At 60.4% G+C, this 24,368-nt stretch carries 23 protein-coding genes; 8 read left to right on the forward strand and 15 right to left on the reverse strand.

The features are described from left to right. Window positions 1-79 precede the first annotated feature (79 nt). From NZ585_00595 to NZ585_00610, 4 genes are read right to left on the reverse strand one after another with little or no spacing between them, the layout of a single operon-like run. Window positions 80-622 (reverse strand): hypothetical protein, encoded by a 543-nt coding sequence (locus NZ585_00595; protein MCS7078536.1) that lies wholly within the window; start codon window positions 620-622, stop codon window positions 80-82. Window positions 623-639: 17 nt separating this feature from the next. Then, the gene (locus NZ585_00600) at window positions 640-1,191 is read right to left on the reverse strand and encodes a hypothetical protein (protein MCS7078537.1); all 552 of its coding nucleotides are present in this window, start codon (window positions 1,189-1,191) and stop codon (window positions 640-642) included. Window positions 1,192-1,236: 45 nt separating this feature from the next. After that, complete coding sequence (locus tag NZ585_00605; protein MCS7078538.1) at window positions 1,237-2,520, reverse strand: tetratricopeptide repeat protein; 1,284 nt, start codon at window positions 2,518-2,520, stop codon at window positions 1,237-1,239. Beyond that, window positions 2,504-3,415, reverse strand: a complete 912-nt coding sequence (locus NZ585_00610; GenBank protein MCS7078539.1) for a class I SAM-dependent methyltransferase — start codon at window positions 3,413-3,415, stop codon at window positions 2,504-2,506. Before NZ585_00610 ends, NZ585_00605 begins: the two co-directional genes overlap by 17 nt. Window positions 3,416-3,679: 264 nt before the next feature. On the opposite strand from NZ585_00610, the gene NZ585_00615 reads away from it, so the two are divergent. The 4 genes from NZ585_00615 to glnA all read left to right on the forward strand — a co-directional run bounded on the left by NZ585_00615 (window position 3,680) and on the right by glnA (window position 8,463). After that, the gene (locus NZ585_00615) at window positions 3,680-4,219 is read left to right on the forward strand and encodes a CarD family transcriptional regulator (protein ID MCS7078540.1); all 540 of its coding nucleotides are present in this window, start codon (window positions 3,680-3,682) and stop codon (window positions 4,217-4,219) included. A 79-nt stretch (window positions 4,220-4,298) separates the two neighbouring features. Next, window positions 4,299-5,672 (forward strand): hemolysin family protein, encoded by a 1,374-nt coding sequence (locus tag NZ585_00620; GenBank protein MCS7078541.1) that lies wholly within the window; start codon window positions 4,299-4,301, stop codon window positions 5,670-5,672. 134 nt (window positions 5,673-5,806) lie between these two features. After that, window positions 5,807-6,916: a glutaminase A gene (gene glsA, locus NZ585_00625; GenBank protein ID MCS7078542.1), complete on the forward strand. Its 1,110-nt coding sequence runs from the start codon at window positions 5,807-5,809 to the stop codon at window positions 6,914-6,916. A gap of 137 nt (window positions 6,917-7,053) precedes the next feature. Further along, on the forward strand, window positions 7,054-8,463 hold the full coding sequence (glnA, locus tag NZ585_00630) for a type I glutamate--ammonia ligase (GenBank protein MCS7078543.1): 1,410 nt from the start codon (window positions 7,054-7,056) through the stop codon (window positions 8,461-8,463). 93 nt (window positions 8,464-8,556) lie between these two features. Here glnA and NZ585_00635 read toward each other — a convergent pair whose 3' ends face one another. Both NZ585_00635 and NZ585_00640 read right to left on the reverse strand, forming a co-directional pair. After that, a complete protein-coding gene (locus NZ585_00635; GenBank protein ID MCS7078544.1) occupies window positions 8,557-8,865 on the reverse strand; it encodes an FkbM family methyltransferase in 309 nt (102 codons plus the stop codon). A gap of 11 nt (window positions 8,866-8,876) precedes the next feature. Then, window positions 8,877-10,415: a cobyric acid synthase gene (locus NZ585_00640; protein ID MCS7078545.1), complete on the reverse strand. Its 1,539-nt coding sequence runs from the start codon at window positions 10,413-10,415 to the stop codon at window positions 8,877-8,879. Window positions 10,416-10,448: 33 nt separating this feature from the next. Between NZ585_00640 and ftsH the strand changes: the two genes are divergently transcribed. The 3 genes from ftsH (at window position 10,449) to NZ585_00655 (ending at window position 13,695) form a co-directional block, all read left to right on the forward strand. Continuing rightward, the gene (gene ftsH, locus NZ585_00645) at window positions 10,449-12,287 is read left to right on the forward strand and encodes an ATP-dependent zinc metalloprotease FtsH (GenBank protein ID MCS7078546.1); all 1,839 of its coding nucleotides are present in this window, start codon (window positions 10,449-10,451) and stop codon (window positions 12,285-12,287) included. Window positions 12,288-12,373: 86 nt separating this feature from the next. After that, on the forward strand, window positions 12,374-13,042 hold the full coding sequence (locus NZ585_00650) for an MFS transporter (GenBank protein MCS7078547.1): 669 nt from the start codon (window positions 12,374-12,376) through the stop codon (window positions 13,040-13,042). Window positions 13,043-13,053: 11 nt separating this feature from the next. Continuing rightward, complete coding sequence (locus NZ585_00655) at window positions 13,054-13,695, forward strand: MFS transporter (GenBank protein ID MCS7078548.1); 642 nt, start codon at window positions 13,054-13,056, stop codon at window positions 13,693-13,695. Here NZ585_00655 and NZ585_00660 read toward each other — a convergent pair. From NZ585_00660 to NZ585_00670, 3 genes are all read right to left on the reverse strand, one after another. Further along, complete coding sequence (locus tag NZ585_00660) at window positions 13,658-14,983, reverse strand: serpin family protein (GenBank protein ID MCS7078549.1); 1,326 nt, start codon at window positions 14,981-14,983, stop codon at window positions 13,658-13,660. The two genes, NZ585_00655 and NZ585_00660, sit on opposite strands and share 38 nt — an antisense overlap. Before the next feature lie 20 nt (window positions 14,984-15,003). Next, entirely contained in the window at window positions 15,004-16,284 is a 1,281-nt protein-coding gene (locus NZ585_00665) for an MFS transporter (protein ID MCS7078550.1), read from the reverse strand. Window positions 16,285-16,796: 512 nt separating this feature from the next. Continuing rightward, a complete protein-coding gene (locus NZ585_00670) occupies window positions 16,797-17,903 on the reverse strand; it encodes an ABC transporter permease (GenBank protein ID MCS7078551.1) in 1,107 nt (368 codons plus the stop codon). Window positions 17,904-18,091: 188 nt separating this feature from the next. On the opposite strand from NZ585_00670, the gene NZ585_00675 reads away from it, so the two are divergent. Then, a complete protein-coding gene (locus NZ585_00675) occupies window positions 18,092-19,237 on the forward strand; it encodes a TRAM domain-containing protein (GenBank protein MCS7078552.1) in 1,146 nt (381 codons plus the stop codon). A 62-nt stretch (window positions 19,238-19,299) separates the two neighbouring features. Here NZ585_00675 and ubiG read toward each other — a convergent pair whose 3' ends face one another. From ubiG to mltG, 6 genes are all read right to left on the reverse strand, one after another. Further along, window positions 19,300-20,031 (reverse strand): bifunctional 2-polyprenyl-6-hydroxyphenol methylase/3-demethylubiquinol 3-O-methyltransferase UbiG, encoded by a 732-nt coding sequence (ubiG, locus tag NZ585_00680; protein MCS7078553.1) that lies wholly within the window; start codon window positions 20,029-20,031, stop codon window positions 19,300-19,302. Then, the gene (locus NZ585_00685) at window positions 20,028-20,495 is read right to left on the reverse strand and encodes a hypothetical protein (protein ID MCS7078554.1); all 468 of its coding nucleotides are present in this window, start codon (window positions 20,493-20,495) and stop codon (window positions 20,028-20,030) included. Before NZ585_00685 ends, ubiG begins: the two co-directional genes overlap by 4 nt. After that, on the reverse strand, window positions 20,492-21,601 hold the full coding sequence (locus NZ585_00690; GenBank protein MCS7078555.1) for a naringenin-chalcone synthase: 1,110 nt from the start codon (window positions 21,599-21,601) through the stop codon (window positions 20,492-20,494). The genes NZ585_00685 and NZ585_00690 overlap by 4 nt, the downstream gene beginning before the upstream one ends. Before the next feature lie 57 nt (window positions 21,602-21,658). Then, on the reverse strand, window positions 21,659-21,952 hold the full coding sequence (locus tag NZ585_00695) for a hypothetical protein (GenBank protein MCS7078556.1): 294 nt from the start codon (window positions 21,950-21,952) through the stop codon (window positions 21,659-21,661). A gap of 86 nt (window positions 21,953-22,038) precedes the next feature. After that, window positions 22,039-23,163 (reverse strand): serine hydrolase, encoded by a 1,125-nt coding sequence (locus NZ585_00700; protein ID MCS7078557.1) that lies wholly within the window; start codon window positions 23,161-23,163, stop codon window positions 22,039-22,041. Window positions 23,164-23,175: 12 nt separating this feature from the next. After that, window positions 23,176-24,243, reverse strand: coding sequence for an endolytic transglycosylase MltG (mltG, locus tag NZ585_00705; protein ID MCS7078558.1), 1,068 nt, complete (start codon window positions 24,241-24,243; stop codon window positions 23,176-23,178). Between the last annotated feature and the right edge of the window lie 125 nt (window positions 24,244-24,368).

Below are 24,368 nucleotides of genomic sequence, written 5' to 3' on the forward strand. Positions count from 1 at the left end.
AGGCTACGGGCGTGCGGCGGAAGCTCACTCACGGCTCTCGCTCGTTTGAGGGAGCGCGCGGCGCTTCCGAACGTAAGACTCAGTTTTGTGGGGCTGGCAGACCCGACGAGGACAGCGCGTGGCTTGCGCCGTCCAGCAACATCCGGGCTGTTTGCAGAGCAGCACGGTACACCGCCAGTTCGTCGTCTGTAACGGCAAGCCGTTCAAGACGGACAATATGCGATTCCATTTCGTGGCGCAGCCGTGCCAACGCCTTGCGAAGCTTGGGATCTTTTTCCCCCTTGGTTTCCGCAGCAGCGTCGAGTTTGTCGGCTAGTTCGTCAAGAATCCGGGTGTAGGCGTCCAGCAGTTGACGCGGTGTGCCGCTTGGCGGCTCGCCCCACTCCTCGCGTTTGTGAAGCTGATCAGGCCGTCCCTCAAGGGCGTTGAGACGGCGCGTCGCCAGTTTGAGAAAAACCTCCGTGCGGCGGTCAATTTCCTGCGCCTCGCGAATGCGTTCGATTTCCTGTTCGTTGAATGCATCGTTGCGTCGTTGGCCGGCGACAACATCGCCGACCGCCGCCGCTAGCAAAGACAGGACAGCCGCCAAGTAAAGCCCGGAACGATGCAAAAGGTCCGCCATTGTTCAAGATCAGTTGGTCACTCTGTGGTCATTTCAATACTGGCTTTGAGAAATTCGTCGCCGAAGAACGCATTGAGGGATTCGCGGCGAATGGTTTTGGCGCGGTTCAACGCTTGGCGGGCGCAGCCCTCCTGATAGTCAGGCAGGCTATTCACCAGCCATTCGAGCAACGGCAACTGCTGCCGCAGCGTCGTCTCAAGCTTGCGAAGCATCTGCCGCCGCGTTTTTTCCTTAGCGGTTTGCTGCGTGTAGCTATGTGTGTAGTTAATGAGGCCGGTGTAAACCCGCAGCGATTGGGCGGCAGCGTCAAAGTTGGCGCGCTTGACCGCCTCGGCGGCAGTCGTCAGCCGCGCGGCACTGATTTTCAAACAGGCCTCAAGGTGGCTTTTGGGATCGGTTGCTTTCTGAAGCGCTTGCTGCTCGGCTTCGGAGAGCCCGGCAGGAAGCGCCGCCAGGGTTTGCCCGGCCTCATCTGCCCAGACGCTCAGCCCAAGCGCCACAATCCAGAGCCAGAAACTTAGGATTCGGCGTACCAAACGACCATCGAACCACAATCTCGCACGCTGCATCGTCGTGACCTCCATGCTGAGAAAAGCCACGGCGACGCCGTCCGCCTATGGCTCCCGTGGTTTCGATTGTTCAGCTTGCCGCTTCAAACTGGGCAACCGAAGTTGGATTTTTTCAATTTCGAGTCGGTGGTGAACACCGTTGGCGCGCGCTAAGAACGCCTCGTAGGCGGCCAGCGCCGTTCGGTAGTCGCCCATTTTGTCATAACAGACGCCCAGAAAAAAGTAGGTCGCCGCCACTTCAGGTTGTTTCCGGCGCAGGATGTCAAAGTGCCGAACCGCTTCGTCAAAGCGACCGAGTTTGAACAGAGCCGTCGCTAGTCCAGCGCGGGGCGCAACGGCTTCTGGGGCGCGCTCGACAAGCAGGACATAGGCGGCGACGGCTTCGGAAAACCGGCCGGCGCGCAGGAGATGGGTTGCTTCGGTCAACGCCGCGTCCCCAGCGATTTCGGCTTCAAGGGCGACGAGACGGGCGTCTGTGGGAAAGGTGGCGCGCGCCGTCTTCAGGAAGTCGCGTGCGGCGTCGGTACGGTTCAGTTGCAGCAGTGCGCTGACAATGTCACCGGCTAGTTCACTTTCTGGAGCGGCGGCGTACGCCGTCCGCCAATCCGCCAACGCCCTCTCTAAGTCGCCCTGCGCTGCGTAGGCGTCGCCGCGTCGTCGCCGCGCTTCTATGTGGCTTGGCTCGCGGGTGAGCGTCCGTGAGAACGCTGCCACAGCGTCGGCGAACCGCCCCATCTGAAACAGCGCCGTCCCACGGAGCAGGTTGGCCTCCGGGTCGGCAGCGTCCAGCGGCCCTAGCCGGTCAAGGGCAGCGGCGGGGGCGTCGCGTAGAAGCGCCAGCCGCGCCAGTTGCCGGCGGGTCTGCGCATCCTCTGGATTCTGTTCGAGGGCCTTGGTCAGCGCCTGTTCCGCTTTTGCAGCGTCACCAGCAGCGACGGCTGCTGCGCCCAACCGCGCCCAGCCATGGGGAAAATCCGGCTGGAGTGTCACGCACCGCTCAAAGGCGGCGACGGCTTCGGTTGGACGTTGCAGTGCCAGCAGCGCCATGCCGCGCTGGAAGTGGACAGGCGCAAGAGCATCGTCCAGCGCGAGCGCCTGCTCATAAAGCGCCAGCGCTTCGGTGAGTTTGCCAGCTTGATGGGCGTCTTGTCCGGCTTCAAACAGGGTGATGACACGCACCGCTGGATCAGCCGGGGACTGAACTGCCGCTTCAGCTAAACAACCGTCAGCCCAGAGCCACCCAACCACCAGCACCAGCCACCACCATTCTGAGCGCCAGAGCGTCGGGTTTTTCTCCGGGAGCTTCTGAAAACTAAAAGTCCATCTCATCTTCTGCCGCCTCTAGGGTGTCGTCATCCTCCTCATCGTCTTCCGCGCCAGCACTGTCTTCTTCGTCAGCGCTCAACGGTTCTGCTTGTCCTATCAGCAGCGCCGCCTTGACACTGATCTCAAATGGATAAGTTCCGTAATCACGGTCAATGATGTTGCACACCGCCGTCTTGACTGCCTCAAGGCGTTCCGGTGGTACAATGGCTAACCACCGATCAAGCCAGTAACCGGCAATCAGCGGCGATTCAAGAAAGTCTTGACCGCTGTCAAACTTGAGGGTTTCTTTCTCAACAACGACATTGACGCCATGCAGCCCAGCGGCAGTAGCCTGGGTACGCAAGTCGGCCTTAGTTGGGTAAGCGCGCAGGAGCGCCTCAAGCGGCGCGGCAAGCGTCTCCGCCAGGTCGCATTCGTAGAGCGCCTCCCAGAGGATTGAGAAAAACTCATCAAAGCTACCGCGCGACACGGCGTATGCGACAACCTGCCCACCTTCCCCAACGCGGTCGCGCAGCAGCGTCAGCATCGGCTCTAACGCCTCGACAGGCAGCAGCGAGGCGTCGCCTACAACCAGATCGTAGCCGTCCTTTACTGGATCATCCGCCAGTTCCTGAGGATTGAGCAGGCGTAGGTTGTCGAGTTTGGCGACCTGACATTTGTCGCGGGCGAGCTGAAGGCGCGCCGGATTGCTGTCAGTCGCTGTGACCGTGCCAGTTTCACGCAACCGATGCGCTAACTCAATCGCTAAACCGCCCGTACCGCATTCGACGAGCAGCACACGCCCACTGTCCGGCAAAGTAATGGTTTCCATTAGCAGCCGGTTAAAACACTCGCCCCACAGCGGGGCCACTGTCAGATCGTGAAGGAAGGCGCGGGTTCGGTCGTCCGAATCGGGCATACGCAGAGTCCTCTACCGAGCTGAACTTATTCGGAGGCTTGTCGGAAGGTTCAGCGACGGCAGGGCGAGACAGGCGCGAAGCCGCCGCTGTTTTGATCGTATCGCAATTCATTTGACCATTCACCCTCTCCGGCGTAAAATGTTAGCCGGTCTTGTTTTATGTTTTTCGGGACAGCGCTTTTGCCATAAGGATGCCATCGTGGCTTCCCAAGCCGTGTGGTTGAGGCCCGCGGCCTTTCTTTCATCACTTAGGAGGTCATTACTGTGGGATTCAAAGTAGGCGACAAAGTGATTTATCCCAACCACGGCATCGGCGTCATCGAAGTCATCAAACGCATGGAGTTCGACGGCGTCGAAATGGAGTTTTACCAATTGCGCCTCAGTGCAAATAACACGACGGTCAATGTTCCCGTTGACAAAGTACAGTCCATTGGCATTCGGACGCCGATCAAAACGGTGGATGGCGAGAAGTTACTCAAGTTGCTGGCGACTAACTTTGTTGCGCCGCCGTCCGACTGGAAGGATCGCTTCAAAGAGTTTTCGGAAAAGATGCGCACTGGCGATATCTTCAGCGTCGCCGAGATCCTCAAGCACCTAACATACTTGAGCAGCCTCAAGCCGCTGTCGTTTCGTGAGAAGCGATTGCTGGAACGCGCTCGCTACCTAGTCATCAGTGAACTGACGATGGCTTCCGGGAAACCACAGGCTAAGGTGGAGGAGGCCGTCGAGCAGGCGCTTCAAAAAGCCTTCGCCAAATTTGAGAAGAAAAACAACAAAGCGGCCGCCGCTTCGGCCGCCGTTTAGATTTTGTAGGCGATGGCGGCGACGCTGACCAGCGTCGCCGCTGGCCCAGGTGGGTTCTCTAAGGTAGGCCTCTTCAAGGATGGACGAATCGGCTCTCATCGTCGTCCTCAAAGTTGTTGGTGTCGGGCTGCTGGTGGCCGCCAACGCTTTCTTCGTCGCAGCGGAATTTGCCTTAGTCGCCGTACGGCGGACGCGACTTCTGCCCTTGGCGGCTAACGGCAGCCGCCGCGCGGCGACGGCGCTGCGGTTGATGGATGACCTTGACGAGACGATTTCCGCGACCCAGTTCGGTATCACGTTGGCTAGTCTGGCGTTGGGCTGGATCGGTGAGTTGACCTTCGCCCGGCTTTTTGAGCATTGGCTGATGGCGTCTCTCCCCGGCGGCTTGTGGGTGTGGCTCTCAGCACATGCAGCGGCGGCGGCGGTCGCCTTTGCCCTCATCACTGCCCTGCACATTGTTTTCGGAGAACTGGCCCCGAAGTCGCTGGCGCTGGCGCGTGCCGAGCGGGTAGCGTTGGCTGTGGCGTTGCCGCTGGACGTTTTCTGTCGTGTTTTCCGCCCCTTCATTTGGCTGCTTGATCGCGCTGGCGCGCGCGCCGTACGTTTGCTCGGCGTCACTCCTGCCTCTAGCGGGCATCATACAGCCGCTTACACGCAGGAGGAAATCCAGCAGCTTGTGGCGTTGTCGCACCAGAGTGGGCATCTCAAGGCCGACGAACGCGACCTTATCCACAACGTCTTCCACTTCAGCGATACGGTAGTCCGCGAAGTGATGGTGCCGCGCCCAGAAGTGATCAGCCTGCCGTTGACGGCGACTTCAGATGTCATCCTGCATACGTTGTGCGAGTCGGGGTATTCCCGGCTTCCGGTTCACGAGGCGCATCCTGACAACATTGTTGGGTTCATCCACGTCAAGGACGTGCTGCTGCGCCTTGCTCGCCGAGAGTCGCTGTCGGTACCGGCGCTGCTGCGGCGTCCGGTGTTTATTCCCGATACGGCTCACCTTGAGGAAGCGCTGCGACAGCTGCGCGCCGCTCAGTCACCGCTTGGCGTCGTCGTGGACGAACACGGCACGGTGGAGGGCATTGTTACGCTGGAAGACATCCTCGAACAGCTCGTCGGTGACATCCGCGACGAGCACGATGTCACTGACGAAGAAACTAAGGTTTGGCAAGAGCCGGACGGCGCGCTCATCTTCGACGGCGGTATCACTATCCGTGAGATCAACCGCAAGTATAATCTGCGGCTACCGGAATCGGACGACTACGCCACCCTGGCCGGCTTTTTGATGACCCAAGCTGGACGGCTACTCACTTTGGGTGACGTGGTGCGGTACGAGGATTATGAGTTTCGCGTCGAGCAAGTCGAGCGCCGGCGGGTAGCGCGGGTTCGCGTCAGCAGGCGGTCACCGGCGCCGCAGGTTGCGCCGGTGTTGATTCGCCAACCTCTGTAGGTCGAGTGCCGCACCTTGTTTGACAGCCCGCCGGAGTTCAGCTACGAACAGTCGTCAAACCAACAATGATTGTGTTGTGCCTGAAGCTGTTGGGGTGTGTTCGTCGGGGAGAAGTTTGTTGATGGGGTGCGCCTATGAGCCTGCAAGTCAATGTTTCGGCGGCGGCCGTCTCCGTTCGTCAGAGCGCTGAGCGGCTGCGCATCCTCTCAGTTCTGAATGATTTACACCTGAAGTACCGGTCGCTGAACGAGGGGCGGGTCGCCGACTACATTCCTCAACTCGCCAAAATGTCGCCCGACCTCTTTGGGATTTGCATTGCGACGGTAGACGGACAAATCTTTGAGGTCGGCGATTACGACCACCTGTTTACAATACAGTCCATTTCCAAGCCGTTTGTTTATGGGTTGGCGTTGGAAGACCACGGACGCGAGTATGTTCTAACACGGGTTGGCGTTGAGCCGACAGGCGACACTTTCAACTCAATCATCAAACTCGATGAACGGTCGAAGCGTCCCCATAACCCGCTCGTCAATGCAGGCGCTATCGCTATGACGAGCATCATCAAGGGAACGGATCCGACCGATAAGTTCAACCGCATTCTTGAGTTGTTTCAAAGGTACACCGGCCACAGTATCTTCGCTGACATGTCGGTGTTTATGTCCGAGCGGACGACGGGCCACCGCAATCGCGCTATTGCCTACCTAATGCTCAACTTTGGCATGATTGATGGCAATGTGGATGAGGCTTTGGATCTGTACTTCCAGCAGTGCTCGTTAATGGTGTCCTGTCGCGACTTGGCAGTCATGGGCGCGACGCTGGCCAATCGGGGCGTCAATCCCCTGACGGGTGAACGAGCAATTGCGCCCGAATACGTGCGCGACATTCTCAGCGTGATGTTTACCTGCGGGTTGTATGACTACGCCGGCGAGTGGGCGTACCGCATCGGGCTACCGGCAAAGAGCGGCGTCGGCGGCGGCTTGCTGGCGGTCGTACCGGGCCGCTTTGGCATCGGGGTGTTCTCGCCCCCGCTCGATGAGCGCGGCAACAGCGTTCGCGGGATCAAAGTCTGCGAAGGGATTACGGAAGCCTTCGGCGCACACATCTTTGATGTGGCCTTTTCCCTGTCCTCATTTGGGACAGAACCAGCTGGTGGGTTGCAACCGGAGCGCTCTGCCTTGGCGGCGGACATGACCGCCGATGCCTGTAACGGAAACCGTATGCCTACCCAACCGCTGTCTTCTTAGACCATTTGATTGTGCGCGTGGTTTTTTGGAGGCCGGCGTGCAAAAGCTTGCTCAAATACGCCACTGCGCTGCCCTGCTCCCCCAAGGCGGCGCGCGCCGTACATCGTCCCAAGTCTCTTACGTCGAAAGGTATCGACATGGATCCCAAATCCGTCCTGAACTTCGCCAATGAAGAAGGGGTGAAGTTTGTTGACCTGCGTTTCACCGACCTGCCCGGCTCCTGGCAGCACATCTCTTTTCCTATTTCGCAGCTCACTGAAGAAAGCTTCACCGAAGGCTTTGGCTTTGACGCTTCTAGTATTCGCGGTTGGGCCAGCATCAGCGAAAGCGACATGCTGGTGATCCCTGACCCGTCACGGTTCTGGATTGATCCCTTCTTTGAGGAGCCGACGTTGTGTCTGTTCGCCGATGTGGTGGATCCTATCACCCGCACCGGCTATATCTACGACCCACGCTCGGTCGCCGAGCGCGCTGAGGCGTATTTGCGCTCCACCGGCATTGCGGATGTGGCGTATTTCGGCCCGGAAGCGGAGTTTTTTGTCTTCGACCACGTCAGCTTTTGTAACGAGCCGCACCACGCCTTCTTCCGCTTTGAAAGTGAAGAAGGCAACTGGACAAGCGGCAACCCGAACGAAAATCTGGGCTTCCGCATTCGCACCAAAGAAGGCTACGCGCCGGTTCCGCCCTTTGACTCGCTGCAGGACCTTCGGTCGGAAATTGCGCTCAATCTTGAAGCTGTGGGGATTTCGCCCGAATGCCACCACCACGAAGTCGCGTCCGGCGGGCAGTGCGAAATCAACTTCCGCTTCGCCTCAATGCTGACTACGGCCGACAACTTGATGTTGTTCAAGTACATTGTGCGCAACACGGCGCTTCAGTACGGCAAGTCGGCGACGTTTATGCCTAAGCCGCTGTACGGCGACAATGGCTCTGGCATGCACTGCCACCAATCCCTGTGGAAAGACGGGCAGCCGCTGTTTGGCGGCGACGATTACGCCGATCTGTCCGAGGTGGCGCTTTACTACATCGGTGGCTTACTCAAGCACGCGCCAGCGGTTGTGGCGTTCGCTGCGCCGACGACCAACAGCTACAAGCGTCTTGTGCCGGGGTATGAAGCGCCCGTCAACTTGGCGTATTCGGCGCGCAACCGCTCAGCGGCAATTCGGATTCCAATGTTCTCAAAGGATCCAAAGACGAAGCGCATCGAGTTTCGCCCGCCTGATCCGAGCTGCAATCCATACCTAGCCCTGTCAGCGATGGTTATGGCCGGGATTGACGGCATTTTGAACAAAATTCATCCCGGCGAACCGCTTGAAAAAGACATCTACGAAATGAACGAGGAGGAGAAACGACACATTCCGCACTTACCGGCGTCACTTGAGCAGGCGCTGGACGCTTTGGAAGCCGACCATGAGTTTTTGCTTCAGGGCGGCGTCTTCACTAAGGAACTCATCATGCGCCACATTGAGTACAAGCGTAAACGCGAAGTTAACGCGCTCCGCCTGCGCCCCCATCCGATTGAGTTTCAACTGTACTTTGACGTGTAGCGTTAGCTGTCTCAGATAAGCGCCGGCGCGTAGAACGCCCCCAGCGCGCCGGGCTTTTCCTGGGCGCTATGGCGGCCAGCGACCCGCCGGCAATCACTGCGGATTGGCCGGCGCGGGCCTTTCTCGGTCCGCCTCAATGATGGTGCAGTTCAACGTCGGCGACAGGTCACCAGTGATTCGGTAACCATGTTCCTGAAGCTGGGCAATCAGGGAGAGACCGCGCTGGTTGAAGTGGTGAATTTTCATCGTCAGCCGACGCGGGTAGTCGCCCCGCGCCAGCAACGCTGGGACAACCTCATACTCACCACCCTCAACATCAAGTTTCAACCAGCAGTCGGGACCGATTTCCGGCAGGACGCAGGGGATGGGGACACCGGGTGGGGAAAGGTTTAGCGGTGGCATAGCTTTGCTCTTCACAAGCCTAGCCAGCCTCGGAGCGCGGCGACATCCAGTGTTTGTCGGCAGGTATCCGCCAAACGGTCAAGGCGGCGGCGGCGCTCCGCCCGATAGGGCCGAAAACTCGTCGCCGGAGACAGCCGACACACCGCGCGCGCCGCTGTGATGAACGATCGGCGAAAATCATCGTCGTCGAACAGGCCGTGCAGGTACGTACCGATGACCAACCCGTTCACCGACGCCGCACCGTCAAGCAGCGACCCGCCGGCGGCGCGTTCAAGCCTAAACAGCGCCGTCGCGCCGGGCGCATAGATTGTTTCTCCCAAGTGAATTTCATAGCCTTCGGCGCGCGTTGCCTCAACCGGAACGCCAAACAGGGTCGGCGTTTGCAAATGCCCAACGGCTGGCGTCGTCGTCTTCTCACGCCGGAGCGTCGTGACGATGGGTAACAGTCCAAGGCCGTCTTCCGCACCGCCGCCCTCCACCCCGTAGGGGTCTTCTACTCGCTGGCCAAGGATTTGCATCCCACCGCAAACGCCGACAAGCGGCTTGCACTGTGCATGACGCAAAAGCGCATCAACAAAGCCGCGTTCGCGCAAGAAGCGCAGGTCGTGGATTGTTTGCTTCGTCCCCGGTAGGATCACCACGTCGGCGGCGGCGATGTCTTCCGGTCGGTCAAGAAAGGCCAACGCTACCGACGGCTCGGCGGCCGGCGCATCAAAGTCGGTGAAGTTCGACATAAACGGCAGCGCCACAACACCGATTCGCAGCGGGCGGTTACCGCCATCGCCGGTTATTCGCCAGAGACGCGCTGCTGTCCGGCGGTCTTCAAGCGCCACACCGTCTTCTTCGTCGAGGCCAAGGTTTGGCAGGTATGGCACAACGCCGACGCATGGCCGCCCAGTATGCACTTCTAGCCTTGTTAGACCCGGTTCAAGCAAGGCGCGGTCACCGCGAAACTTGTTGATGACCGTCCCGCGAATGCGCATCCGGTCGGCGTCGTCCAGCAAGACGAGCGTGCCAACCAGCGCCGCAAAGACGCCGCCCCGGTCAATGTCGCCGACCAGCAGGCAGGCGGCATCGGCCGCATGCGCCATCCGCATATTCACAATGTCGCGGTCGCGCAGGTTGATTTCGGCCGGAGAGCCAGCTCCTTCCAGAATCACCACCTCGTACTGGGCGGCCAAACGTTGGTAGCTTTCCAAAACGCGGGGAAACAGTTCGCGGACGCGAAAATCAAAGTAATCGCGCGCCGTCAGGTTGCGCCACACTTTGCCCTGCACAACGTACTGCGCCGTTTGATCAGACGACGGCTTGATGAGAACCGGGTTCATGTCGGTTGTCGGCGCAAGACCGCAGGCTTCCGCCTGCAGAGCCTGCGCGCGCCCAATTTCACCGCCGTCGGGCGTGGCCGCCGAGTTGAGCGCCATATTCTGCGCCTTGAAGGGCGCAACGCGATAGCCATCCTGGGCAAAGATGCGGCACAATCCGGTTGTCAGCAGCGACTTGCCGACATGGGACGCTGTGCCAAGCACCATTAACGCGCGCGCCGACATCGCCGATACCTTGCTCTGAGCTGAGACGTTCTTATGGAAAAGCGAACGCAGTGGAATCTGTCATACTGGATTCTCGCCATCCTGCTCTTCCTACTGCTGCAAACTTGGTGGCAAACACGCAGTGTCGAGTCCGTCCCCTACAGTGAGTTCGAGCAGGCGCTCCGGGACGGGCGCATCGCCGAAGTCATCATTGGGGATAAAACCATTACTGGACGGCTCAAACAACCCGAAGGCGCTAAGCGGTCGCTGGTGGCGACGCGGGTCGAGCCGGATGTAGCCCAGCGGCTGTCCCAGTTCAACGTGCCTTACAGCCGCGTCATTGAAAACACATTTTTGAGCGACGCCCTTTCGTGGATTATTCCACCGCTTGTTTTCTTTGGGGTCTGGTTCTTTTTGTTTCGGCGATTCGCCGAACGGCAGGGTATGAGCGGCTTTATGACAGTCGGCAAAAGCCGCGCCAAGGTCTATGTTGAGCGCAACACAGGCGTGACGTTTGAGGATGTCGCAGGGGTAGATGAGGCCAAAGATGAACTCCGCGAGATCGTAGATTTTCTCAAGAACCCGAAGGAATATGGCCGGCTTGGTGCGCGCATTCCCAAGGGCGTCCTACTGGTCGGGCCGCCCGGTACAGGTAAAACCCTGTTGGCGAAGGCCGTGGCCGGCGAGGCCGGCGTTCCGTTTTTCTCCATTTCCGGCTCGGACTTTATTGAAATGTTCGTCGGCGTCGGCGCAGCGCGTGTCCGCGACCTGTTCGAGCAGGCGCGTGAACGCGCGCCAGCGATTATTTTCATTGACGAATTGGACGCGCTGGGACGCGCGCGCGGAGCGCCGGGGCCGGTCGGCGGCCATGACGAACGCGAACAAACACTCAATCAGTTGCTCGTCGAAATGGACGGTTTTGACAGCTCGGCGGGGATTATCATTCTCGCCGCCACCAACCGCCCAGAGATTCTTGATCCGGCGCTCCTGCGCGCCGGCCGCTTTGACCGGCAAGTGCTGGTGGATCGTCCCGACAAGGCGGGGCGGGTCGCCATCCTGCGCGTGCATGCCAAGAAAATCAAACTCGCCCCAGAGGTTGATTTGGAAAAGGTTGCGGCGCTGACGACTGGCTTTTCCGGCGCCGACTTGGCCAACTTGGTCAATGAGGCGGCGCTGTCTGCGACGCGGCGCAAAGGCGAAGCGGTTACGTTAGCTGATTTTACGGCCGCCATTGAGCGCATCATCGCCGGACTGGAAAAGCGCAACCGCGTCCTCAACGAACGTGAGCGCGAAACCGTCGCCTACCACGAAATGGGCCACGCGCTGGTGGCGCTGGCGTTGCCCGGAACCGACCCCGTTCACAAGGTTTCGATTATTCCGCGGGGTATCGGGGCGCTAGGCTACACCATTCAGCGCCCGACAGAAGACCGCTACCTGATGACGCGCGCGGAACTCGAGAACAAAATTTGCGTCCTGCTGGGCGGACGAGCGGCAGAAAAGCTTGTCTTCGGTGAACTTTCAACCGGAGCCGCCGATGATTTGGCAAAGGCGACCGACATTGCCCGCGATATGGTGACGCGCTACGGGATGGACGAAGAACTGGGCTATATTGCGTATGAGGCCCAGCGTCCGCGTTTCCTTGACGTAGCTTTGCCGCTTTCTGGTGGGTGTCAGATGAGCGAAGCCACCCAGCGGCGGATTGACGAGGCCATCCGTACAATTGTGATGACCTGCTTTGAACGGGCGATGACCATTCTTGAGACGAACCGTGCCATCTTAGAAGCGGCCACTCGTGAACTGTTGACCAAAGAAACCTTGGACGAAGCAGCGATTGTGGCGCTGACGCACAACTTGACCCGCTGGGCCGAGCCACGGTTGTCGTCTGTAGGGTGAGTTTGTTCAAGAAACTGAATCTAGAGTGAACCTTCCGGCAAAACGACAGGCGTTTGTTCCAAACCCCATGCTAACGTCACCGTCCAATGGTGACAGCGACTCTCTTTCCTTCAACTTCACCGCCGACTCGGACGACTGGCTTTGCCGCGCCCTCGGCGCTATGGCTAGTGTGCCTGGCGCACTTCGTCAATGACGCCTACTCAAGCTTCATTTTCCCCCTACTGCCGCTCATGACGGCGCACTTGCACTTGTCAGCGGCGCAAGCGTTCTGGCTGATTCCGGTTTACGCGCTCTTTTCAAACTTTCTTCAGCCGGTTTATGGGATGCTTTCCGACCGCTGGTCACGGCGCGGCTTCGTGCTGGCCGGGCCACTGCTTGCCGCTGTTTTCCTCTCGGCAATTGGACTGTCTGGGAGCTACAGCTGGCTGATGGTTGCGCTAGTGGCGGGCGGCCTAGGCGTCGGGATGTTTCACCCGCAGGGCGCAGCGATGGCGGCCGTCGCTGGCGGCCGGCGACGACGGCCGGCAATGGCGCTTTTTTCAGCAGCTGGGACGGTCGGCGTCGCCTGCGGCCCAGTGCTGGTCACGCAGGCCGTTGCCCACCACGGGCTGCGTAGTACGATCTTTTTGGCGATTGGCGGCGTCATCGCTGTAACCGCCTTGTTTTTCTGGTTGCCGCCGTTGCCGGCCGCCCCCCACGTCCCGCCGAAGCCCACGCCAAAGCCGGCCCAAGCCTCGCACAGGCGCTGCAACTAGCGAGCGCACCGTTGCTAGCGCTCTACGTTATTACGGTCGTGCGCGCCGCAAACCAACTGCTCATCAACGCCTACTATCCCTTCATCTTGCAAGCGCAGGGCGCGTCGCTGGTCCAAATCGGCAACGCACTGACGATATTCCTACTGGCAGGCGGCGTTGGTGGATTGGCCGGCGGTTTTATGGCTGAGCGCCTTGGCGGGCGGGCCGTCACCATCCTGTCCGGCGTGACTTCCGGCCCACTGCTGGCGGCGGCGTTCCTTGCGCCCGCTCACTGGACGCCGGTCCTGCTGGCTGTTGGCGGCTTTGCGCTGGGGGCGACGATTCCAGTCAACGTCGCTATGGCGCAGGAGCTTGTTCCGCAGCGGACGGCGACAGTCTCGGCGTTGATGATGGGCTTCGCTTGGGGCGTCGGGTCACTGGCGCCACGGGCTTGCGAGCCGCTGACGGCGATAGTCGGCGGCTACCACGGCGTCATTGTCGGCGCGGCGGCGCTGACTACGGTCAGTACGGCGTTGGTTGTTTGGCTGCCAAACGAAGGACAGCGACGGGTTGCGCCGCGCTGCGCCGCTACGCCCAGTTGGAACCCACTGCGCCGATTGCGCAACCGCTTCAGCTTCAGTCTTGTGCGGACGGATTCATCACTCGCCCCATAAACAACACCACACCGCTGCGATTGTCTCGAATGAGAAACAGGAAGGGGTGATCAGCGCGGAATACTACTGGACGCGCCGGGTCAGGGCCGATTGAGGTTGTCCGCATGCCAACACCAGTGGCGGCGGCGGCCTCCGTACCCTGCTCGTTGACCTCTACAAACGCCTTGTGTACAACGGCGTCAATGCAAAGCTGCGTCTGGCTGGTCATCGCCGAAAAATCGGCGCTTTCGGTAAAGGCCAGCTTCATGCCAAGCGCCTGCAAATCGGTTGACAGACTGTCAAGCCGCCGCGTGAGCTTGAAGCGCGGAAAACTGACCTGAACTTCGCGGGCAACTGCTTTGTTGACCCATTCCCGAAGCTTCTCACCCGTCAGCGACTGCTCGAGAGCCGGTAGACCGTCAACGGTGTTCGGGAGCAGTACGACCATCGAGAGGTCGTCGCCCCGGTAGGGCATTACCAACGCCTGAAACGTTCCGCCGTCAAAGTGGCTGTAACGACCCACGCGGTTCATCATCGCCACGGACGTCGTTCCACCGCGCGGCAGCCGGAACTGGTCGTTTTCATTCGTGCCGTCCCGGTTGAAGGCTGCCGCCCAGTCGCCCTTGAAGTAAATGGCGTTGGTCAGCACGAGCCGCGTCATTGGGGTGATGAAACCGGGTGGAATCAAATCGGGAATGCGGCCGTTGGTTTTGCCGGAAACCCAGTTATTGATCCGCGTGCGCGATGCCTCTGGGTTGCCTCGGAAGTCAACCTCTTCAAGCCCTGCCCCATAGCTTGTTTTTGTCGCCGCCAGAAATTCGGCTTCGAATCCTAGTCCACGCTGCCCCCAGAGCGCGTTGGCGACAGCAAGTTGGTAGGGTGCGTTCGGCGCGTTCAAGAGGCGATCCTGCGCGGCGAAGGCGGCGTGCGGCACGCCTCTTGGGAACTGGAGCGCCGTGTTCATTTCCGCGAGCGTCGCACCGCGCGCGCCTAACGAAGTCATCGCCAGCGCTGAAACGATGCTGTAGGGCGAGAAAAACAGGTTGTCGTCGGTTTGACGGGCAAGCCGTTGGTGCAGTGCAACAGCGAAGCGATTGACGCCGGCGGCGGCGTCCTGCGGCATGGCGGCGGTATTCATAGGCGGTTTCTTGGATACGGCAGGTATGGCGGGCGGCGTTTTGCCAGTCGGATGGCGCTTGCGTTTCTGCGCCGACGAATCATGGCTGAGAAGCAGAAAGAGCGCCAAGAGCGTGAAGAGCAGCAAGCGCGTAGGCGACAGCATGGTAGGGTCAATCTCCGAAAGAAGCATCTTGCGTCACCGTGGACGCATCAGACGGCGTCAGGTTCCCCAACGGGCTTTCCCGGCGACACATCTCCGGCGAGTTTGGTCAGCGATGATACGCCCATTAGCGCTAACCACCCGCCGGCGACCAAAAACGCCGACGCTCCTGTCGCCACAACGGTGAAGGCCGGCGTCCACCCCCAGACATCGAGCGCCCGCCCGATAAGCCAGAGAAACCCCGCCATAGCAAAGGTCAGCGCGCCGAACTCAAGCGCGAAGACGCGCCCACGCAGTTCGTCGGGCGTCAGCCGCTGAAGCAGCGTCGTGCTCATCACCCACAACAGACTGCCGCAGATCGTGATGAGAATGGTCGCCGCCGCAACCATCCATAGGCGTGGTGCGCCGGCCCAAAGCAGGAAAAACACACCGCGCAGAGTAAACAGCCAGAAGATGCTCCACGCAATGTTGACCTGCCGCCGCATAAACCACCCGGCAACAAGCGCCCCGACCAACGCGCCTAAACCATGCGCCCCGTTGAGAATGCCGACAGCAAGGGCGCCGTCCCGACCCAGCGGAAAGACGGTTTGCCCATAAACAACTGCTAGCAGCCAAACGCCGCTGCCAGCAATTGAAATCCCGGTTTTGATAAGCGCCACGGCGAGCGTCACCGGATGAGCAATGAGATATTTCACGGCTACCCAGAAACCGGCATCGGCTGTGGCGGCGCTTGTTGGCTGTGGACGCGGCGTGTCCGACATCCCAAACAAAATAGCGAAGGACGCTAGAAATGACGCGGCGTCAATGAGGAACGCAGCCGTCAGCCCAAGGGCGTCAGCGACGACGCCCCCCAGAAAGCCGCCCAGCCCTAGGGTGAACGACCACGTGATACTGGTCAGTTGGTTGGCCGTAATGAGTTCTTCCGGGCGCGCGACGGACGGAATCAACGCTTGGCGGGCCGGCTCAAAAAACGCCGCCAACGAAAATTGCAGCGCCGAAAGGACATAAATCAGCCAGAGCCGCTCCGGGCGGTCTATTAGGAGGAAGCCCAAGACGATAATGGCGCGCAGGAGGTCAGCGGCCATCATGACGTGTCGCCGGTTGAAGCGGTCAGCGACCATGCCGGCGACTGGACTCCAGAGCGGAAAAGGCAGCAGCTCAATGGCAATGATGACGGCGGCAACCTCTGCGCCCCCACCATACTGCCGCGCCAACTGCATCAACGCGGCGTAGTTGAGCCAATCGCCTAGTTCACTAACGATCTGCGCCGACCAGATGCGCCGAAATCGGGAATTTCGGCGCAGAAGCTCGATGTAACCAACGGTCGCCATGCCTTGCAAAGCTTCCTATGAGTTCTAGCCGCCGGATGCAAGGCCGGGCCTCCGGCAAGCGGACCAGTCGCGCTTGAGGAGACGCCGCTCCGCCGTTGAGTCCCCACGATGCTCCACCCGCTTGCCGCAAATGTGGAGTGACGTTCCGAAGTTGCAGGCGGCTCAGCTAGTCGTGCAGCGGTGTCCCGCCGTTTTCCAGCGTGCGGTTTCAACGCACGCGCCACGCCGGGGGCATGACGACGCCCCACAGTTGACCGGCTCAATACGGTGCTGCTGGGAAGGTACACTCTCCGAACAAATCGAGCGAGTCAACCCGCCAGTCGGCGGTGGTGGAAGCCATCACAGCGCGTTCGGCAAGCCGGACTGCGTAGTGGGCACAGCCGGACGTTCTCTGTTACGAGCGGATGTGTAGATAACAACCGTCCTGGAACAACGGCGCTCAAAGCCCACCTAGCTGTGGTTGGTGTGGTGCGGGACACACTGTCCTAGCGGACTTTTTAGGCTACAGAGCGTTACTCATAACGCAGCGCCTCCACCGGATCGAGCCGCATCGCCCGCCACGCCGGATACAATGCGCCGCCGCCGCCCCCGATCAAAGCCACGAGCGCCGCCGTCGCCAACCAACCCGGCTCAAATTCAACGGCGCGAAACGCAGTGAAGTTGATAATCCACCAACGCCCAAGGTATGCCAACCCGACGCCCAACAAAAAACCAACACTGCTAAGGATGAGCGCTTCCTGCTCAATGCCCGACAGGATAAAGGCGTCGCTTGCGCCGAGCGACTTGAGGATGCCGATTTCACGAGTGCGCTCCACCACGGAGGTGTACATCGCCAGCGACACAATCAATCCGCTAATCACCAACGCCAACCCGACGACCACCCGCAGAAAGATGTCCAGCGCTGGCAAGCCACCGGCGTAGAGGTTAGGCAGATCACGTACAAAAATCAGCTGATCAGTCGGAAAAGCGTCGCGTAGACGTTGGTGGACAGCCTCCTGCTCATCCGCCGTCCAGCACTGGACGAACACCATAGAGCACCGACCAGGCGCCGCCAGCAGCTGCGCCAGCGTCTCAAACGGCGCTTTGATGCGCGCGCCACTAGGCGGGTCGTATACACCTACCACCGTAAAAGTATGCTTCGCCAACGTCACCCGCTCGCCGAGGGCAAACCCCTTTTGCCGCACTTGCTCGCGGTCAATCACAATCTCATCCGAAGCCTGCGGTGCGCGCCCGGCAATGATCCGTACCCCGCTCATAGCGGCGTAGTCTGCCCACGGCACGCCTTCAAGCAAACGAAAGCCAACGCCACTATCGGAAGGCAGCGCATACTGGATTACTGGCACGGCGGCGCGGACGCCGGGCAGCGCCGCGATGCGCGGGACGTTTTCCAATGGGTACGCCGGTTGATTCGACACGACGCCGCTGCCGAACGACCCCGCCGGACGGATGATGAGATGCGCCCCGACTCGCGACTCGCGTTCAGCACGTTCGGCCAGGACGCCCCGCGCCAAACCGGTTGTAAGCAGAATCAGTACAGTACCGACAGCGACGCCAAACGCTGTCGCCAGTGAACGCGCTGGGCGGTGCGTCAGATTCGACCAGGCCAGAGAAGGCGCCAAGATTCGTTGTCCTTTCTTCGGAAGATGCGCCGCCCAACAGGCTGCTTTGAAAACCCCACCTGCGCCGTCACGCCGTCTTGCGGCGCATCGGCGAATCGGTCACATTTCATCAGCACTGTGAACCACGCTGCGTTGGACGTTTAACCCCAACGAGCCAACCGCGCTTAGTTCGCGCTTAGTAAGGTTACATGAGCCGCGACAACATCATTGTACGCCTTGGATTTATCCTACTTTCGCTGGGGGCGGCGCGGTTGGCGCAGCCTATACCATCACCGCTTTGGTCGGCGGCGCTCGGACTCATCATTGGCGTGGGCGTTGTTCTTTTGGAACTTTACCTGCGCACGCGCCCAATCACCACAGTCATCGGCGGACTGGTCGGCCTGCTCGCCGGACTAACGGCGGCGGCCTTGATTGGTTTACTGATTAGTTTCCAGCCGGGACTACCGGCGGCAGTCAGGGCCTACCTTGTCTTGGCGCTGGCGCTGACGCTTGGGTATCTCGGTATGACGCGCGGCGCCACTGGCGACCGCTGGTGGGAACTGCTCACTAAGCCCGCGAAAGGGGTCGCTGGCGGCGACAGCCGTCCGATGAATCTTGTTCTCGATACAAGCGTCATCATTGACGGCCGGATCGCCGACATTGCTGAAACCGGTTTTTTGAGTGAACGCCTCATCATTCCACAGTTCATTTTGCGTGAACTCCAGCATGTCGCCGACAGCCCGGAGGCGACCAAGCGCAATCGCGGCCGCCGTGGACTCGACATCCTTCAGCGGCTTCAGAAAAACAAAAAGCTTGATACCATCATCACTGACATGGACTTCCCGAATATTCGGGAAGTGGACCTCAAACTGATTGAGCTTGCCAAGCAACTCGACGCCAAAATCGTCACCAACGACTTCAACCTCAACAAAGTGGCGCAGCTGCGCGGCGTACTAGTGCTGAACATCAACGAACTGGCGAACGCCCTGCGTCCGGTTTTCTTGCCGGGTGAAACCATGCAGGTCTTTATCCTCAAGGAGGGTAAGGAATACAACCAAGGCGTTGCCTACTTGGACGACGGAACTATGGTGGTCGTAGACAACGCGCGGCGCTTCATTGGGCGTGCGGTGGACATTAGTGTGACCAGTGTCCTGCAGACAACCGCCGGGAAAATGATTTTTGGCAAGCTGGTGGAGGAAGTTCGCCCAGTTGGGGAGCGTACGCTTGGCGATCGCTCGGAACGTCCGGAGCGTCTGCGAACGACGCCACCGACCTCCGTTGCTCCGTTACCGACAACAACGCCCACAGCTGGAACCCCGGCTGTGCCAGCGTCGTCCGAGTTGCCGCAAACATAGCTGCGTGTGAGGTTGGACAGGTCCGCCTCACCAACCGCGCTGCCCTTGGGTTTGTCCGGCGTTTACTTCTTTTCCGCCCGCACAAGGTAGCCGGTCGTCAGCGCCGACGTGAAGGTGAACGCGAAATCCGGCGGCACAACGCGCGTTCGCAGCATCCGCCAGAAAGCGCGTGTGAAGCGCGGACGGATCCCGCGAAATGACACGTTGCCAAGACCCGCCGCCATACAGTACCGCTTCATCTCCGCCGGCGTAATGAACAGTCGCAGGAGGTGCATACGCGGCGGCGTGTTGCGTACGAACCACTCGACCCCTTTGACGACCATCAACCAGCTCAACCAGTTACGGTTGAAGGTTGAGGCGAAAAACAGCCCGCCGGGACGCAGGACGCGCGCCGCTTCTCGAATGACCGCCGCTGGGTCTTCAACGTGCTCAAGAAAATCCATTGCGCATACAGCTGAAAACGCCCGGTCGGGATACGGCAAAGCTCGTGCGTCCCCTACTTCGTAACGAACGCTGCCAGTTTCGTCATGGTCCCGCGCCACCGCCAGACTTGCGGCCGACTGATCCAGCCCCGTAACGACAAAGCCGGCGCGGGCTAATTCATTGGAGAGAAACCCCCCGCCGCAGCCAATGTCGAGGACGGCGACGCCCTCTCCGCAGTGCGCTGCAATCTCGGCGGCAATCCACGGATTGCGCAGCTGGCCTTCAGCGCGCAGGAGAGCTACGGGATCGTCCTGCGCGGTGTACCACCGCTCGCCTAAAGCGTCGTAAAGCGCGTTGTTGACGCTTGTCATGCTGGGCGTGACCTCCAAATGTTCCAGTATAGCAGTTGGTGAAGGCCGAATACGGCGACGACGCCAAACATTCCAGCAAGGAAGCGCGTCCATGCGCCGGCTCCGGTCGGCGCGTCCATCCAAATGAGAGCGGCCGTCGCCAGCGTGATCGGGTGGAGCAAAAACAGCACAGCGTGGAGCCAGTGTTCACCAGGTGAACAAACCTGTGCATGCACGAACTCGTCTTTAGTGACGCAAAGCATTGAGAAGACGGCGCAGCCCGTATACCAAACCAGCGCCGTCGGCGAGTACGGCACAAACAAGACAATCCCATAGCAGACGAGGACGGTCAGCGTATCCACCGGATGCCCAATCCGCTCCCACCGGCCCAGCCCGCGCCGCCGGTGAAACCAGAACTCGTCCACCATCATCGCCGCGCCCTGCAGCAGAAACGGCAGCGCCGGCAGCCAAAGGTTCTTCATCATGTTCGCTTGACCAACAGATTACCGCACAGGGTGAGGCCTGGGCCGAAGGCTAAGCTGACGATCAGTGCGCCGTCGGGAACGCTCACATCGTCAAGGATGTCCGCCCACACATAGGGCAGCGTCGCCGAAGACATGTTGCCGCAAGCGCGTAAAATCCGCCGGCTGGCCGCCGTTTGCGCGTCGGTCAACTCCAGCGCCGCCTGTACCTGCTCGATGATTTTCGGCCCGCCGGGGTGAATGGCGTACACCGCTTGTCGCACCTCCGCCTCCGACCGTCCGGCGCGTCGCGCCAGTCCCGCAACAAACTTCGGCAGCGCCTGCGCAATTCGCGCCGGTACGTCCCGCGCCAGCGTCATATGAAATCCCCACTCGGCACACTGCCACGTCATCGCGTCGGACGAGTCCGGCAGCACTTCCTCCGCCGTCGCCGCCAACTCAAAGCGCGGCCCGCGTATCGGCTCACCCGTCAGCGAGTAGCGCACAAACCCATCCGCAAACAGGCTCTGAATGACAAGTTGCTCCGGGTCGTGAAGCGTCGGGTTGAGATGCAGCGTGCAGAGTTCCGTATGCACAACATCCACCCGCGTCGTCGGACCTTCGGAGGCGATAAAGCCCGCCGCCTGACGGATCGCCGGAAACGCCGCGTAGCAGCCCATGTGGTAAGCATGCGTGACGACGGTCGCCGTCCAACCTTTCGTCGCCGCCAAACGTTGCGCCGGGCTTGGCGCAACATAGCCCGTACAGGTCACATGAATCAGATGCGCTGGCGCGACGGTCTCCACGGCGTAAAAGGCGTCGAAAACCTCCTGCACGACCTCAGCGAAGAACGCCATTCGCGCAGCGAGCGGTCGTCCGGCCGGAAAACTCGCCACATTGAAAATCCGCATGCGCGTCCAATCGTGGTGTGTGAAGTCTGCAAGGGCGTGAGACCGCTGAGCGATGCAGTCGGAGGCGCAGCCGAAACGTTCTAATGCCCGCCGTAAGCGGGCCGGGTCGGCGGCGGCGTCCGCCGCCGCATGAGCGCGCGCCAACCAGTCGTGAACGGCATCCTGCGCCGTAACATACGCCGGTTCACGCCGCTGGAAATCAAAAAGCGAAATCGGCATGCGATGGAACTTTACCTACTGGGCAGGAATACCACCTTTGTGCTGGTCGGCAGGTTTTCACTGCATCCCGCCCTCAGCGGTCGGTGACGGCGCGGCGGCTTCATCCGCCTTATCGTCGCCGGCGACGCGTTCCCGCATACGCTTGGCCAGTTCCCGGACGCCGCCTTGCTTGCGGACGATTAGCGCCGCCGCCGCCGTCGCTGCCTCCTGCGCCGCTTTCTCGGCGGTTTCCAGATCGCCCTGCTCCATCACGAGGCGCATCAGTTCGTCGGATTGTTCAAGCATCCGCCGCAGGTTGGTGGTGTCCTTTTCCATGGCAAGCTTTTTGGCTTCAAGTGGGTTGACCGGCATCAGCGCACCTTCCGCAGTGAAAGTCGGGCAAACCTTGGCGTTCATGTCCGTGGGGTGGCACGCGCATCATAGCGTAACGTCACCCATCACGCACTGGACGGTGACACCAACCGCGCAGCGCAGGCGTGAAACGCCCGCCGAACCTCCTGCAAACTCGCGCGAATGGGGAATGTCCGGTTGGTGAGCAGGACATAAACACCCTCCGTTTGGGGGTCGCACCAGAGGCTCGTACCAGTGAAACCGGTGTGACCGAAAGCCGACGGCGACAACCCAACACCCGTTGCATCGGGCGTTGTAGCCAGCATCCAGCCAAAGGAGCGACTTTCTTTCGAGGTGCAGGTGAAGTTGTGCGTGAAATACCGGAGGCTGGCGTACTTCAGCAGTCGGCCATGGGGAAGAAACTCGCGGGCCAGCCGCCAGACTTCTTCCGCCGTTGAAAACAACCCGGCGTGGCCGGCGACGCCGCCTAAGAAGTAGGCGTTTCCGTCATGGACTTCACCCTGAATCAGCCCCTGCCGGTAGCCGTCGTAACCCAGCAGCCGTGACTTTTCCTGCGGATCAAAATACCGGCTGCCGTCGGCGGCGAGGCGGCGCGTCATTTCGCGCTCGTGCGCGTTGCCATGCTCGGTGGGTGCAATGCGGTCGCGCCATTCAACCGGCGGGCGAAAGCGCGTCACCTTCAGGCCAAGCGGTCGCGCGACAATCTCATCGAAGAGCACGTCCAGCGGTCGGCCGCCGACACGTTCGAGAATATACCCCAGCACGATGTAGCCCAGATCACTGTAAACCACGTCGTACAACCCTGACCAATCCCGAAACCTGTCCGGCCGCGCACGTCCGATGACGGCCGGTGCTTCGTCGGGATGGTCGCAGAGCGCGTAGAGCGGCAACCACGCGGGAAAGCCCGCCGTGTGAACCAACGCCTCCCGCACCTTCGCCGTACCGTAGTAACTGTCCCTTCCCAAGGCCGGCAGTAACTCGCCTAGGTAGTTGAAGTCGTTCAGCCGGTCACGCTCGATGAAATAGACGCACAGCAGAGCCGTCACTAGCGGCTTTGTCAGCGAGGCCAAATCGTAAATGGTGTCCGGTTGCGCCGCCCCGACGGCGCCCTGCGAAAGGATAGTGTTGCGGCGGGCGACCAACCACACGGCGCTTTGCACTTCGCCGGCGGCGACGGCCTCGGCCAGCAACTCGTGCAAAGCGTCACCCATGACGCAATATCCTCACTTTTTGTTGATGTACTGGGTGTGAAGTGTTTGACGTTGCGCCTGCTGGAGCCTACGGTAGTCGGCGACGGCAATTTGGTGCTCTGCTTCGGTGCGGGAAAAGCGGTGGCGACCGCCCATGCCCAGCACAAAGTACAGATAGTCGGTCTGCGCTGGTTGCAAGGCCGCCCGCAGGGATTTTTCACTGGGCGAGGCGATAGGTCCCGGCGGCAAACCTGGAGAAACATACGTGTTGTAAGGCGAGAGAAGCCGGCGGTGCGCCGGATTGTTCACGTTGCCGTCCCAAGTGCGGTTGAGCTTCGCCGCGTAGATGAAGGTCGGATCGCATTCCAGCCGCATGCCCTTACGCAGCCGGTTGTGGAAGACGCTGGACACCAGCGGGCGTTCGGCGTCGTCGGCGGCTTCTTTCTCAATGAGCGAAGCAAGCGTCACCACTTCACGCAGCGTCATGCGCCGCGCTTCCGCTTGCCGCCGGAGTTCAGGCGTCCATGCGCGGCGGAAACGCGCGATGGCTTCGGCTAGAATTTCGGCGTTCGTCGCCCGTTTGGGAAAGGTGTAGGTATCTGGGAAAATATACCCTTCAAGACTCGTGGCCTGCGGGTCAAGATCAGCGATGAGGCGCACATCAAGCAGCGCCGGGTCAAGTCGCCCGTCCGGCGGGCGGTTAGGCAAAAGGTCGTTGACTTCGTAGATCGTTAGGCCGGGCCGGAACATGAGCTTGCGTGTCGCCACGGCGCCCCGGCGGATTTTTTCCAGCGCCGCCAGCGGTGAAATCGGCGACTCAAATTCGTAGTCGCCAGCCTGCAAACGGCGTCCAGTAGGGTTTAGCATCAGATAGACCAACACCGGGTAGCGATTGCTGATAACGCCGTGTTCGTAGAGCCGCTCCACTACCGCGCGCGCGCCCATGCCCGGCTCAATTGTGATGAGTTCCTCAGATGCGCTATGGCTAACCGGCGTGTTGAGATTCTGGTACACCGCTAGCCCAGCGAGGGCACCGCTGAACAGCAGCACCACAAGAGACAAACCCAACCAAGCCAACCAACGGCGGCGCGAACGTGCCATATCAGTCTTGCTCAAGTAAGGTTCGGGGAGTCGCGGCAAGCCGTCCGCGGACGGTCAGGCGAAGTCCTCGCCACCATGACACGAAAGCCAACTGGAAACAAGCCCTCGGTGAGGGCAACCGTGCG

Source organism: Chloracidobacterium sp., assembly GCA_025057975.1.
GTDB lineage: Bacteria > Acidobacteriota > Blastocatellia > Chloracidobacteriales > Chloracidobacteriaceae > Chloracidobacterium.